This is a genomic window from Nocardia brasiliensis (assembly GCF_011801125.1).
Taxonomy (GTDB): Bacteria; Actinomycetota; Actinomycetes; order Mycobacteriales; family Mycobacteriaceae; genus Nocardia; species Nocardia brasiliensis_C.
Window position 1 is genome coordinate 6,213,668 of record NZ_CP046171.1, and the last position, 13,528, is coordinate 6,227,195.

Genomic DNA, 13,528 nt, shown 5'->3' on the forward strand with positions numbered 1-13,528 from the left:
TTCACCCATCGGGGCGAGCCCGGCGACGCAGGGCGGGACGAATCGCGGCGCGTGTCGCTATTTCGCGGCCGGCTTCTTGCTGCGATCCAGGCCGAGCGCGTCGCAGATGGTGAAGAACATGTCGGTCTGATCGGTCAGGCCGACCACGTTCGCGGCGCGCGGGCCGTAGGCGGCGACACGCAGCTGAGTGCCGGTGTGCTCCTGCGAACCGCCGGTATCGGAGGTGCCGTACGAGACGCCGATCTCGGCGCCGTCCTTGGTGACGACCTTGCTGGTCAGCGCCGGGGACTTGGTCTCGAGCGGGACGATCTGGCTGCTGTGCGCGTGGTCGGCGGTGACGATCACCAGGGTGTTGCCGTCCTTCTCGGCGAATTCGAGCGCGGCCTGCACGGCCTCGTCGAGGTCGACGGTCTCGCCGACCTGACCGCACGGGTTGGCGGCGTGGTCCTGCTTGTCGATCGAGGCGCCCTCGACCTGGAGGAAGAAGCCGTCCTTGCGGTCTTGGAGCAGGTCGATCGCCTTGCGGGTCATGGTCGCCAGGTCGGGCACGGTGGCGGCGCGCTCCGGGTTCGGCCTGCAGGTCTGCGCGGGCAGGTTCACGCCGTTCGGGACCGCGGTGTCACCGATCCAGCGGACCGGCATGTTGCCGGGCGAGAACAGGCCGAGCACCGGCGCGTCCTGGTCCGCCTTGGTGATGCCATCGAGGCCCGCCTTGTCGGAGACGAGCTGGTAGCCCCGGGCCTTGGCCTGGTCACGCAGGGTCTGCCCCTGCCACTGGCCCGCGACCGCCTTCTGCTCGAAGCTCTTGGCACCGCCGCCGAGGGTGACGTCGGCGCGCGTGTTCAGCAGCTGCTCGCTGATCGAGCCGAGCCCACCGTTCTCCAGCGCGTTGGTCGGGCACTTCACCGTGGTCTCTTCCGGGCCGTAGCACTTGCGCTCGGTGACGTGCGCGGCCTGCACGGCCGGGGTGGCGTCCTGGATCTCGGCGGTGCTGACGTTGCCGGTGGCCTTGCCGTTCGCCTTGGCGATCTCGGTGAGATTGGCCTGCGGCTGTCCCGCGAGGTTCACGCTGATCGCGCCGTTGTAGGTCTTGGTGCCGGTCGCCCAGGCGCTGGCGCTGGCCGCGGACTCGGTGACGTAGTCCGGCTTTCCGGTCTTCTTGTCCAGCGAGTAGTGCGTGTAGGAACCGGTGAGCGGCAGCGCGTCGATGCCCTTGAAGTAGCCGCCCGCCCCCTCGGCGACATTGCGCGCCAGCGTGATCTCGGAATCGCCCATGCCGTCGCCGATCAACAGGATGACGTTCTTGGCCTGGTTGCCGTTGAGCGAGGCACGCACCGCGTCGGTGCGGTCACCGCTGGTCCGGCGGGCGCCACCGTTGTCGCTCAGCGTCCCTTGGGCTTTGGGGCTGATGAGCGCACCGTTGCCCTGTTTCGTGGAGTCGGAGGATCCGCAGGCGGCCAGGGCTCCGATGAGAACGGCGGCGCCCATGACCGCGCCCGCACGGAACCGGCGGGGCAGGGAACGCGACGAGACAGGGGGCATGAGCGAAGACTCCGTTGTTCGAAGTGACGTGGGTCGGTCGGAGCTTTACGAGACCTTCTGAACAAAAAGGGCACAACGGGCAACCTCACGGTTACCAGCCGCTGTCTTATACGCATGTACGCATGCCTGCGCACACCATGAAATAGGCGAATATCACTGCTACACAGTGTTTTTCCCGCGAGCCCGAGCCGCTGTCCGACCCGCGGGAGATGTCCGAAAGGTGGAGAATGTCACTCTCCGGCCAAGACCTCCAGCACGCCCTCGCCGTACTTGGCCAGCTTGTTCTCACCGACGCCACCCACGGCGCCGAGTTCGGTCAGGCTCGACGGCTTGCGCGCCGCGATCTCGCGCAGCGTGGCGTCGTGGAAGACGACGTAGGCAGGCACGCCCTGCTCTTTCGCGGTCGCCGCGCGCCATTCCCGCAGCCGCTCGAACACCGGCACGTCGGCGGGTGCCATATCGACGACGGCCTTGCTCGCCTTCGCGGCGCGGGCCGGCTTGGTTGCCCGCTCCGGTTCCCGGCGCAGCAGCACCTGCCTGCCGTCGAACAACACCTCGTTGCTCGCTTCGGTGAGCGTCAGCACCCCGTAGTCACCGTGCACGGCGAGCAGCCCGCCCGCGAGCAATTGCCGCACCACGCCCCGCCATTCGATGTCCCGGAGATCGGTGCCGATCCCGAAGACCTTCAGCTCGTGGTGATCGTGTTGCAGCACTTTGGGATTCTTCTTGCCGAGCAGGATGTCGACGATATGACCCGCGCCGAAGCTCTGGCCGCGTTCACGTTTCAGCCGAAGCACCGTGGAAAGAAGCTTCTGGGCGGGCACGGTGCCGTCCCAGGATTCGGGCGGGGTGAGGCAGGTATCGCAGTTGCCGCACGCGGTGCCCGGCTGATCGAAGTAGTTGAGCAGCTGGACGCGCCGGCAACTGACCGTCTCGCACAGCGCGAGCATCGCGTCCAGGTGCAGCTGCAATTGGCGCCGATGGGCGGCGTCGCCCTCCGACGAATCGATCATCTTGCGTTGCTGCACAACGTCGTTGAGCCCGTACACCATCCAGGCCGTCGACGGCAGCCCGTCGCGGCCGGCGCGGCCGGTCTCCTGGTAGTAGCCCTCGACCGACTTCGGCAGGTCCAGGTGGGCGACGAAGCGCACGTCGGGTTTGTCGATGCCCATGCCGAAGGCGATGGTGGCGACCACGACCAGGCCGTCCTCGCGCAGGAACCGGGCCTGGTTCTGCGCGCGGGTGCGATTGTCCAGCCCGGCGTGGTACGGCACCGCGCGGATGCCGTTCTCGGTGAGGAAGGCCGCGGTCTTCTCCACCGAATTGCGCGACAGGCAGTAGACGATGCCCGCCTCGCCCGCGTGCTCGGTGTTGATGAATTCCAGCAGCTGCCGGTCCGGCTTATTCTTCGGCTCGATCCGGTATTGGATATTGGGCCGGTCGAAGCTGGCGACGAAGCGGCGGGCCGAGCCCAGGTCGAGTCGTTGCACGATCTCGTCACGGGTCTTGCCGGTGGCGGTCGCGGTCAGCGCGATGCGCGGCACATCCGGCCAGCGCTCGTGCAGCACCGACAGCGCCAGGTAGTCGGGGCGGAAGTCGTGGCCCCACTGCGAAACACAGTGCGCCTCATCGATCGCGAACAGCGCGACCTTGCCCCGGTCGAACAGCTGCGCTGTCGATTCCAGCCGCAGCCGCTCCGGCGCCAGGTACAGCAGGTCGAGCTCACCCGCGACGAACTGCGCCTCCACGGTGCGCCGCTCATCCGGGTACTGGGTCGAGTTCAGGAATCCGGCGCGCACACCGAGCGCGCTCAGCGCGTCCACCTGATCCTGCATCAGCGCGATCAACGGCGAGATCACCACTCCGACGCCGGGGCGAACCAGCGCGGGTACCTGGTAGCAGAGCGACTTGCCGCCACCGGTCGGCATGAGTACGAGCGCGTCACCCCCCGCGACCACGTGTTCCACGATCTCGCGTTGATCGCCGCGGAAGCTGTCGTAGCCGAAGACCCGGCGTAGAACCTCTTGCGCCGCACCGGATCCCGCGTCCGCACCGGTCTCGGTGTCGGTCGCCACGGCCGCGAATGCATCGGGGGGAGTCACCCGGCCCATCCTACGAGTGCCCGCTCGCCGCGCCACCGGTACGTCGCCCGACTTCCCGGCCCGAGTCCCGGCTACTGCACATGTGGACAAACCACAATCCGCGCCGCCGCGGCGCGGGCGTTGACCTGCGACCGCGCCGAATCACGCGGAATTCGCCGGGACGAGCGACCGGCACGCTCCTGTTAAGTTGGCGCACATGGCATTAAGGCTGGCGAGTACCGGAATTCGCGCCGTCGTGTTCGCACTGGCGGCGGGGTTGCTGTCGGCCGTGCCCACCGCGACCGCCGCGCCCGCCGCGCCCGCATCGGCGCAGTGCACCGACGGCTGGCAGGCGACCACGCTGGTCGATGGCGTCGGAAACCTGGAGAATCTCGACGCCGACGGAGCGGGCGGGTACTACGTCACCGGCATCGTCGACGGCTTCCTTGGCCACGTCGACAGCGCGGGCCGTTTCGAGAAGCTGCTCACCGGGCTGGATCTCCCGGCCGGCGTGCGGGTCGCCGGGCCGTATGTCTACTTCCTCACCGGGGACGGACTCACCGCGGCACCGGGCACGCTGCAGCGCTACGAGATCGCGACCGGCGCGGTGACCGTCCTGCTCACCGGCCTGAACGGGCCGAACGGCCTGCTGCTGCTCCCCGACGGAGATCTGCTCTTCAGCACCATCGGGGTGCGCGGGCCGCAGACCGGAATCGGCCGCTACCGGCCTGCGACCGGCGAATACACGCGAACCTGGTCCAGCCTGCCGCTCACCAACGGCCTCGCGCTTGCCCCTGACGGCCGGTCGATCTACACCGACAACCTGACCATGCGCATCTTCCGCATTCCGCTGGACGCGCCGGAAAGTCCCGTCGTGATCGCCGGAATACCGAATCTGGTCACCCTGCCCGACGATATGGAGGCCACCCGCTCGGGCGCCCTATTCGTCGCCGACCACGCCTTCGGCGCGATCAACATGATGGACACCCGCACCGGCACCGCCTGCGCGATCATCACCGGACTGATCAAACCCGGCCCGACCCGTAACCCACCCGACGGCACCACCTCGGTCCGGATCGCCCCGGACGGCGACGCCTGGGCGCTCTACATCACCGCGATGGACGGCACCCTGCGCCGCCTGCGCCCACCGGCCGACATCGACCTGACCCCCGCGACCTCGGCGCTCTAGTGCGAGCGAGTGATAGTGAGAACCAGCAGCACCTCGGAAAGGGAAACACCATGCCGGAACCCGCCCCCATGGTTTTGGCCACCCGCGCCGACGCCGAGGACATCGCGCAGCTGCGCGATCGACTCGCCCGTTGGATGGTGGACAACGGCATCGACCAGTGGCATCCCGGCGAATACCCGGCCGAACTCGTCGCCGACGAGGCGGAGCGCGGCGAATGGTTCGTCTGGCGTGACGACACGGGCGCTTTGATCGCCACGGTCCGGCTGGTGTGGCGCGATCCGGATTTCTGGGGCGCCGACGACGACACCGAGGCAGGCTACATCCACGGGCTCATGGTCGCGCCGGAGCAGCGCGGCCGCGAACTCGGCGGCCGGATCATCCGGTTCTGCACCGACCACACCCTCGACCGCGGCGTCACCCTGCAACGCCTCGACACCGCGGCGAACAACCCGGTGCTCCGGAAGTACTACACCGCACAGGGTTTCACCGAACTGCGCGAGGTGCCCCTGCCCGCCCACTTCCACGGCAACATCAACGTGGTGCTGATGGAGCGCCTACTGACCCCCGCCGACGCCTGATCGTTCGGGTGGATTCCGGCGTACACCGGCATCCACCCCACCGGGCTCGAAAACCGATCATATGCGCCGCACAGCGCGATTCAGCCTCGCAACCGGGCCAACGTCGCGTCGTGCAGGAGGCCGTTGGTGGCGATCGCGTCGCCGCCGTGCGGGCCGGGGGTGCCGTCCAGGGCGGTGAAGCGACCGCCTGCCTCGCGCACGAGGATGTCGAGTGCCGCCAGATCCCACAGGGACACTTCGGGTTCGGTGGCGATGTCGACGGCGCCCTCGGCGAGCAGGCAGTAGGTGAAGAAGTCGCCGTAGCCGCGCACCCGCCAGACGTCGTCGGTGAGGGCGAGGAAGTTGTCGCGCAGGCCGCGTTCGTGCCAGCCCGACAGACTGGAGAAGGCCAGGCTGGCGGCGTCGAGTTCGCCGACCGCCGAGACCGAGATCTGTTTCGGCGCTTCGGTGTCGACGCGATGCCAGGCGCCCGCGCCCGCCCCCGCCCACCAACGCCGCGACAGCGCGGGCGCGCTCACCACGCCGACCACCGGGACGCCGTCGTCCAGCAGCGAAATGAGGGTCGCCCAGATCGGCACGCCGCGCACGAAGTTCTTGGTGCCGTCGATCGGATCGATCACCCACTGCCTGCCCTCGAGCTCGACGTCACCGCCGAACTCCTCCCCCAGCACCGCGTCGCTCGGGCGCTGCTCGGCCAGCACCTGCCGAATCGCCTGCTCCACCGCCAGATCCGCGTCCGACACCGGTGTCAGATCCGGTTTCGCGTCGACCCGCAGGTCCAGCGCGCCGAACCGGGCCCGGGTGAGCGCGTCGGCCTCGTCGGCCAACCGCAGGGCGAGTTCCAGGTCAGAGGAGTAGTCAGCCACGGACGCACCCTATCGGGCGCCGCCCCGCGGAGCGGCACACGGTGTGCGGCCGGTGCAGCGTGGCTATGCGACCGCGACGGCACGGGCGGCGGTCAACGCCTCGGCCCACCACTGGAGTTGATCGAGCAGCGCGGTGGCCGCCGCGGCATGCTCCTGCGGTTCGCGCAACGCGCCCGCTCGTCGAAGAGACGCCGACGCGATGCACCACTCCGATGCCGGTCCGAGCCATAGTCGGGTCCTTCGATTTCCTACTCAACGGAAGCGCCGCAGTGCGTCAGCGATCTTGTCTATCTCTTCCAGCTCGCCAGTCGCGATCGAGATCACGAGCCGCTCCTGCACGTCGGTGTCCACGTTCAACCGAATCCCGTTGATATCCAAGAACGTGACTGTGGACAGCCACGCGGTGCGCTTGTTCCCGTCCACGAACGAATGATTCCGGCACAGCGATTGCAGCAATGCTGCGGCCTTGTCGAACAGGTCCGGATAAGCGTCTTCGCCGAATGCACTCGCACCAGGACGGAAGATCGCGGATTGCAGCAATCCAAGGTCGCGGACCTGAGCATTGCCCTCCATCACGAGTTCGTCGGCGATCCACACCACGTCCTCGAGATCGAGGTATTCGATCACTTCAACCGCTCCATGAGCTCAGCGAACCGAGCCGCCTGCGTGGTCGCGGACTTACGAACCCGGTCACGGTGAGCGTGGCGCTCCACGTATTCAGCGACAGCCTTGTTCACGATCTGGTTCATGCTCGCCCCTTCCACTTTGGCTTGCTTGGCCAAGCTGGTCTCGTTGTCTTCGGTCAATCGGATCGGCATACCCACCAAGGTACCATTGTGGTACCATATCTGCTACGTGGTCCACCGCATTCACTACGCATTCATGAGCAGGCCTGGACCAGCAGGGATCAGCGACCGGTTATCAGGCTCTCCACACTCCATAACGACCTATAGCCTGAAGGAATATCCCAGGGACCCGAGTTCACCGAGCGGGTCGCGACCGTACCGAGTCTCCCGTCCGCCACCGGCATCACCCGATTCGTGCATCCCGAGGCCGGCGCGCTGCGGCTGGCCTACGAAACCCTGGAACTGTCCGCCGACGACGATCAGAGCCTGATCGTGCACCTGCCCGCCGATGACGCGACGGCGACCGCCCTGGACGCCATGACCGGCCGCCGCCCCGGCGCCTTGCGCGCGGTCTGAGCACCGCCGCACGAGCGCCGCTCCCCCGCACGACCCGGCACGGCCGCACTGCTGCTTCGACAGTGGCGCCGTACCAGTAGGCTTGAGCATCGTGCATCCTGACGTTTCCGCTGATCTCGCCGAACTCGACGCCACCCTCAAGACGGTCGAATCGGTCCTCGACATCGAGGAGCTGCGCCGACGTATCGACGAGCTCGAGCACCAAGCCGCAGACCCCGATTTGTGGAACGACCAGGACCACGCGCAGCAGGTCACCAGCGAGCTCTCGCACGCGCAGGGTGAGCTGCGCCGGGTCGAAGAATTACGCCAGCGCCTCGACGACCTCCCGGTGCTCTACGAGCTGGCCGAGGGCGAAGAGGGCGAGTCGCGAACCGCCGCGCTCGCCGACGCCGACGCCGAACGCGCCGCACTGCACGGTGACGTGGAGGCGATGGAGGTCCGCACCCTGCTGTCGGGCGAATACGACAAGCGCGACGCGCTGGTCAACATCCGCTCGGGCGCGGGCGGCGTGGACGCCGCCGACTGGGCCGAGATGCTGATGCGCATGTACATCCGCTGGGCCGACCGGCACAAGTACGCGGTCGAGGTCTACGACACCTCCTACGCCGAAGAGGCGGGCATCAAGAGCGCCACCTTCGCGGTGAAGACGCCTTACGCCTACGGCACGCTCTCGGTGGAGATGGGCACGCACCGCCTGGTGCGGATCAGCCCGTTCGACAACCAGGGCCGCCGCCAGACCTCCTTCGCCGAGGTCGAGGTGCTGCCCGTGGTCGAGACCACCGACCACATCGAGATCCCGGAGGGCGAGGTGCGCGTCGACGTGTACCGCTCCTCCGGTCCCGGTGGCCAGAGCGTCAACACCACCGACTCTGCGGTGCGCTTGACCCACATCCCCACCGGCATCGTGGTCACCTGCCAGAACGAGAAATCCCAACTCCAGAACAAGATTTCGGCGATGCGGGTGTTGCAGGCCAAGCTGCTCGAGCGCAAGCGCCAGGAAGAGCGCGCCGAGATGGACGCGCTCAAGACCAACGAGGGCGCCTCCTGGGGCAACCAGATGCGCTCCTACGTGCTGCACCCGTACCAGATGGTCAAGGACCTGCGGACGAACTACGAGGTCAACAACCCCTCGGCGGTGCTCGACGGCGACATCGACGGGTTCATCGAATCGGGAATCCGTTGGCGGATGCGCGAACAGGCCAGTTAAGTTCGCCCTTTTGGCGCATTAAGTCCGTCCGCTCGCGCGGAATGGGCGAGCAGACGCCGGTAACCTGGCTGGCGTGCGTCCAGTCGGTAGTTCCCTCGAGGTGTTGACCATGCCACTCGCGACGACCTCGGAGACCACGAACTGGTTGCGTTCCAATGGTCTCGAGATCGTGCTGCTGATTCTCGGCGCGGTGCTGTTCAGTCGATTCGCGACGTTCGTCCGGGATCGGATCACGCGCAAGATCGACGAGGGCTTCCGCGGCGGTGACGCGCTGGTGCGGTCCGAGGCGGCCAAGCACCGGCACGCACTGGCCCAGGTGGTCACCTGGGTGGTGCTGACCATCGTCTATGTGCTGGTCGGCATGGAGGTGCTACGCAGGCTCGGGTTCGCGATCACCGGATTGGTCGCGCCCGCCGCGGTACTCGGCGCCGCGCTCGGTTTCGGCGCGCAACGCATCGTGCAGGACATCCTGGCCGGATTCTTCTTGATCACCGAGCGCCAGTACGGCTTCGGTGACGTAGTTCGCATCGCGGTGACTGGCTCCTCGGAGATCGCCGAGGGTACCGTCGAGGACGTCACGTTGCGGATCACCACATTGCGCAACTCGGACGGTGAAGTGATCACCGTGCCCAACGGACAGATCGTGAAAGTGACGAATCTGTCGAAGGATTGGGCTCGCGCGGCGATCGACGTACCGGCGCCCGCGAGCGCCGATATCACCAGGATCAACGAGATCCTGCACGAGGTCGGTACAAAGGCGTACGAAGACGCTCGGCTGAAGCCACTGCTCCTCGACGAGCCCTCCGTGATGGGCGTCGAGGATCTGACCGTTGACCAGATGAACATCCGAATGGTTGCCCGCACCCTGCCGGGCAAGCAATTCGAAGTCGGACGCGAACTGCGGGTACGAGTAGCCGCGGCTTTGCGCCGGGAGGGTATCAGTGAGACCACGTAGAACCATCTCGCTCTTGAAGGAGTCGGTGCGACCCAGCACGCTGCTGAAGGAGTCGGTACGACCGCGACGTTCCACCGCGATGCTGATGGCGGCGTGGGTCGGGACCCTCGTGCTGTACCTGTTCGTCAAGCCCGACGCGGTACCGTCGCGCCCGGAACCGCTGAACACCGTTCCGGCAGCGGTGAATCCGGCGGTCGCGCCGCCGCGCTGAGCGCGCGGATTCAGGACGGGTCGCCGAGCACCCGGACGCACATGTCGGCGCACTCCGCGGCGAGTTCAGCCGCGGTCAGGTCGAGCGTGTGGTCCAGCCAGCCCTCGATGAGTTGATTGACGCCGCCGGTGATGAACAGCGCCGCGCGGCGCAGCCGGGCCGGGTCGGGCGTGACGCCCAGGGCGATGGGCGCGTGCTCGACGACGAGGTCGGCGATCATCGTGAGCACGTCGTGTCGCCGCCGCACCAGCGCCGGGAGGTCGCCGGGATCGCTGGCGACGATGCGGTAGATGTGCCGATCGCCCGCGACGGCCTCCAGAAACGCCTGGAGCGCGGCGCGGAGCCGGTTCTCTGGCGTCCCGGCGCTGGACACTCCGGCTTGGACGAGCGTCGCCAGCAGTTGATCCCGGACCTCGTCGGCGACCGCGGCCAGTAGTTCCTCGCGGTTGGCAAAGTGCTCGTAGAAGTACCGATCGGTGAGCCCCGCCGTCTTGCACACGCCGCGGACGGTGACCGCGGCGATCCCGGATTCGCCCCAGGTCGTGCGGGCCGCGGCGAGCAGCCGGGCACGCCGCTCGGCGCTGCGGTCGGCCGCGCTGACACCGCCGTAGCTGCGCAGGGCCTGATTCGTCATTGACAACACTCTAGGCGGACTCCTACATTTGCGGACATACGTCATCAGATGACAGTCGTCATCAGATTTGCGATTCAAGGGAGAATCCGATGACCACAGCACACCGCCCCGCCGCCTACCGTCAGGTCACCGCACCGCTGCTCGACGAGTTCGACTACCGCCTCACCCGGATCGACGGGCAGCTGCCGAAGGAGCTCCAGGGCACGCTGTATCGCATCGGACCGGGCAAGCATCAGGTCGGACGTTCGTTGCTACACAACGTGTTCGACGGCGACGGGATGATTTCGCAGTTCGTGCTCGACGGATCGTCGGTGCGGGTGCGCAATCGCTATGTCCGCACCAGGCATTTCGAGCACGGGCAGCGCTCGGATCGGATCCGCTACCGCGGTGTCGGCGGGCAGATCCCGGGCGGCCCACTGGCCAATATCGGCAGGCTCCCGGCCAACGTGGCCAACACCAACATCGTCGACTATGCCGGTGGGCTGCTCGCGCTCTGGGAGCTGGGCAACCCGCACCGTATCGACCCGGACACCCTGGACACATTGGGCCCCACCGATTTCGAGGGACGGCTCGGCTTCCTCGGCGCGTTCTCCGCCCACCCGAAATGGGATCCCACCACCGGCGAGATGTACAACTTCGGCCTGGACATCCTGCCCACTCCGCGCATCCGCACCTATCGCGTCGACCGAGCCGGACGGCTGCACCGGCTCGCGACGATCCCGCTGCTCGATCTGCCGTGGAATCACGACTTCGCGCTCACCGCACGGTATCTGGTGTTCGTCCTCGATCCGATCCTGCCCGACATCCCCAAGCTCGCGCTGGCCACCCATTCGTTCATCGACTCGCTCGAATTCAAGCGCGCCAAGGGAACTCGTTTTCTGCTCGTGCCGAAGCACGGGGGCAGGCCACGGATCGTCGAGCACGAGGCACTGCTGCACGTGCACCTCACCAACGCCTACGACGACGGCGACGACGTGGTCGTCGAACTGGTACGCCTGGATACCGAGTGGGACTCGTTCCGTCGCATGACCGGCATGGTCAATCGCGCCGACGCCGCGGCACCCCAGTTCCCGGACTCCCGACTGATGCAGTACCGGATCACCAAGGGCGGCACGGTCATCGAACGCCAACTCACCGACCGTTCCGGCGAGTTCCCGCAGTACGACTGGCGGCGCGGTACCCGCGAACACCGCTACAGCTACCTCGCCGGCGCGGGCGGGCCCGCCGGAGTGTTCAACTCGATCGTCAAGGTCGATCACCACACCGGCGCGGTGCGCAGCTGCGAGCTGGGCGCGAGCTCGGTCGGCGAGCCGCTGTTCGTCCCCCGCGCCAGAGACTCCGCCGAAGACGACGGCTGGCTGCTCGCGCTCAATCACGAGCTCACCGAAAACCGTTCACAGCTGCTGATTCTGGACGCTCGCGACCCCGAGCGCGGACCGCTGGCCACCGCGTGGCTCGACCACCACATCCCCTGGGGTTTTCACGGCACGTTCACCCACCGCGTCGCCGACCCCGGGCCGATGGCCTGACGATCGACCGCATCAAATCGAACAAGGGTTCGACTCGAGGTATCGTCGGCCCATGTCACAACCTTCGCGCCGGGAGTGGGCGACGTGGAATCTGGAGCAGGTCCGTGACCAGCTGCTCGACGCGGCGGCATTCGGCAAGCGGCTGACGCCCGAGCACCTCGAGCACGCGGCCGGGCGGATCGGCGCGAGCCTGCGGGTATTCCAGGAGCTGACCCGCGGCGGACCGGATTTCGGCGCGATCGCGGGACGGGGCTGCACCGGACGCGGGCAACTCGGCCCGCGGGGCGAATCGCCGGATCGATAGCGACCGGATCGCACAGGTGCCTGCGTGCTCCCGTGGACCGAGCCCGCCAAGCGCTAGGTGTATGAGGCCATGACGTTGGTGACGCCGGTTCGGAGGCGGCTCGCTGGTGGCCGGTTTCCAGCGGCCGAGTGTGGTCGATGATAGTTGTAGTGGATGTTCCAGATCTGCAGCGCCTGCTGGCGCTGCAGATCTGAAGTCCACTCGCGGGCGTAGAGGAATTCCTCGGCCAGGATCCGGTTGTAACGCTCGACCTTGCCGTTGTGCCGCGGTGTGTAGGGCGTGATCCGCTGATGGCGGGCACCGAGGAGCACCTTCGCGAAGTCGCGGGCTTTGTAGCAGGCACCGTTGTCGGTGACGATCCGTTCGATGCTGGTGATGCCGTGAGCGGCGAAAAATGCCCGGGCCCGGAACACGAAACCGATTGCCGTGACTGCTTTCTCGTCCGGCAAGGCTTCTGTGTAGGCCAGCCTCGAGTAGCCGTCGACAGCGGTGTGAAGGAACACGTAACCGGGCCTGCAACGTTTGTTCGCCGCGCGGGCGGCTTTGTCCTGGGCCGATCCTCGACCGTGGATGCGCCAGCCGCCGCCGTCGGGGATCTTTCCGACCTTCTTGATATCGATGTGGACCATATGGCCTGGTCGGCGGGCGATGATCCGGCGCGGGGCCCGGTTCGGTTCACCGTTGGGGTCCAGAAACCGGCGTCGGTTCAGCCCGAGCCGGACCAGGTGCCGGCCCACGGTCCGCACCGAGATCCGGGTGCCTTCGGCTGCCAGTTCAAGTGAGATCCGGCGAGCGGACCATTTCCTGGTCCGGCGCAACAGTTCGATCCGGGCCACCACCTGCACTGGCGTGGCCGATGGTGACAGATGCGGGGCGCTGGACCGGTCGAGGAGCCCGAGCTCGCCGTGCTGACGAAATCTGTTGACCCACTTCGACGCACATCGGCGGGAGATGCCCATCTCGGCGGCGACATGGGCGATCGGGCGGGTCCGGCAGCGGTCCACGAGCCGGTGGCGGCCCTCGACAGTCAACGGGGCATTACGGTGAGACACGGCGGTTCTTTCGGTCGCGTGGCGGATGTGTGAGTTGGCGCTTCACATCCTGCCGCCGGAAGAACCGCCCCCTTTCAGCCCACCCCACGCCCCGCGTCACCAACGTCACGACCCACAACAGCTAGGATCGCTGGCGCGGGTTACCCCTGGTTAGCTGGAATTCGGCCGGTAGCACGCC

The 13,528-nt window shown here is 67.3% G+C and carries 15 protein-coding genes; 8 read left to right on the plus strand and 7 right to left on the minus strand.

The annotated features are described in order from the left end of the window. Positions 1-57: 57 nt before the first annotated feature. A complete protein-coding gene (phoA, locus tag F5X71_RS28195) occupies positions 58-1,542 on the minus strand; it encodes an alkaline phosphatase (RefSeq protein ID WP_428981406.1) in 1,485 nt (494 codons plus the stop codon). Between the two features lie 230 nt (positions 1,543-1,772). Then, on the minus strand, positions 1,773-3,644 hold the full coding sequence (recQ, locus tag F5X71_RS28200) for a DNA helicase RecQ (RefSeq protein WP_167464734.1): 1,872 nt from the start codon (positions 3,642-3,644) through the stop codon (positions 1,773-1,775). A gap of 196 nt (positions 3,645-3,840) precedes the next feature. Here recQ and F5X71_RS28205 point away from each other — a divergent pair, with 196 nt between their 5' ends. Beyond that, positions 3,841-4,812 (plus strand): SMP-30/gluconolactonase/LRE family protein, encoded by a 972-nt coding sequence (locus tag F5X71_RS28205; protein ID WP_167464735.1) that lies wholly within the window; start codon positions 3,841-3,843, stop codon positions 4,810-4,812. 50 nt (positions 4,813-4,862) lie between these two features. Continuing rightward, a complete protein-coding gene (locus tag F5X71_RS28210; RefSeq protein ID WP_238815516.1) occupies positions 4,863-5,390 on the plus strand; it encodes a GNAT family N-acetyltransferase in 528 nt (175 codons plus the stop codon). Positions 5,391-5,470: 80 nt separating this feature from the next. Here F5X71_RS28210 and hisN read toward each other — a convergent pair whose 3' ends face one another. From hisN to F5X71_RS28230, 3 genes are all read right to left on the minus strand, one after another. Then, complete coding sequence (hisN, locus tag F5X71_RS28215) at positions 5,471-6,256, minus strand: histidinol-phosphatase (RefSeq protein ID WP_167464736.1); 786 nt, start codon at positions 6,254-6,256, stop codon at positions 5,471-5,473. A gap of 252 nt (positions 6,257-6,508) precedes the next feature. Continuing rightward, the gene (locus F5X71_RS28225) at positions 6,509-6,883 is read right to left on the minus strand and encodes a type II toxin-antitoxin system death-on-curing family toxin (protein ID WP_203218228.1); all 375 of its coding nucleotides are present in this window, start codon (positions 6,881-6,883) and stop codon (positions 6,509-6,511) included. Next, a complete protein-coding gene (locus F5X71_RS28230; RefSeq protein ID WP_238815517.1) occupies positions 6,880-7,080 on the minus strand; it encodes a CopG family transcriptional regulator in 201 nt (66 codons plus the stop codon). The genes F5X71_RS28225 and F5X71_RS28230 overlap by 4 nt, the downstream gene beginning before the upstream one ends. Positions 7,081-7,218: 138 nt before the next feature. Between F5X71_RS28230 and F5X71_RS28235 the strand changes: the two genes are divergently transcribed. From F5X71_RS28235 to F5X71_RS28250, 4 genes are all read left to right on the plus strand, one after another. Beyond that, on the plus strand, positions 7,219-7,458 hold the full coding sequence (locus tag F5X71_RS28235) for a hypothetical protein (RefSeq protein WP_167466804.1): 240 nt from the start codon (positions 7,219-7,221) through the stop codon (positions 7,456-7,458). A 91-nt stretch (positions 7,459-7,549) separates the two neighbouring features. Further along, positions 7,550-8,665 carry a peptide chain release factor 2 gene (gene prfB / locus F5X71_RS28240; protein WP_167464738.1) on the plus strand — a complete coding sequence of 372 codons (1,116 nt, stop codon included), beginning with the start codon at positions 7,550-7,552 and terminating at the stop codon, positions 8,663-8,665. A gap of 109 nt (positions 8,666-8,774) precedes the next feature. Continuing rightward, positions 8,775-9,620, plus strand: a complete 846-nt coding sequence (locus F5X71_RS28245) for a mechanosensitive ion channel family protein (protein WP_167464739.1) — start codon at positions 8,775-8,777, stop codon at positions 9,618-9,620. Between the two features lie 13 nt (positions 9,621-9,633). After that, a complete protein-coding gene (locus tag F5X71_RS28250) occupies positions 9,634-9,831 on the plus strand; it encodes a hypothetical protein (RefSeq protein ID WP_238815518.1) in 198 nt (65 codons plus the stop codon). Positions 9,832-9,841: 10 nt separating this feature from the next. Here the strand turns inward: F5X71_RS28250 and F5X71_RS28255 are convergent, their stop codons facing one another. Continuing rightward, the gene (locus F5X71_RS28255) at positions 9,842-10,465 is read right to left on the minus strand and encodes a TetR/AcrR family transcriptional regulator (protein WP_167464740.1); all 624 of its coding nucleotides are present in this window, start codon (positions 10,463-10,465) and stop codon (positions 9,842-9,844) included. Between the two features lie 89 nt (positions 10,466-10,554). On the opposite strand from F5X71_RS28255, the gene F5X71_RS28260 reads away from it, so the two are divergent. Both F5X71_RS28260 and F5X71_RS28265 read left to right on the plus strand, forming a co-directional pair. Further along, positions 10,555-11,994 carry a carotenoid oxygenase family protein gene (locus F5X71_RS28260; protein WP_167464741.1) on the plus strand — a complete coding sequence of 480 codons (1,440 nt, stop codon included), beginning with the start codon at positions 10,555-10,557 and terminating at the stop codon, positions 11,992-11,994. Between the two features lie 52 nt (positions 11,995-12,046). After that, positions 12,047-12,298, plus strand: coding sequence for a DUF6374 family protein (locus F5X71_RS28265; RefSeq protein WP_167464742.1), 252 nt, complete (start codon positions 12,047-12,049; stop codon positions 12,296-12,298). Between the two features lie 53 nt (positions 12,299-12,351). Here the strand turns inward: F5X71_RS28265 and F5X71_RS28270 are convergent, their stop codons facing one another. After that, a complete protein-coding gene (locus F5X71_RS28270) occupies positions 12,352-13,350 on the minus strand; it encodes an IS481 family transposase (protein WP_167463479.1) in 999 nt (332 codons plus the stop codon). Between the last annotated feature and the right edge of the window lie 178 nt (positions 13,351-13,528).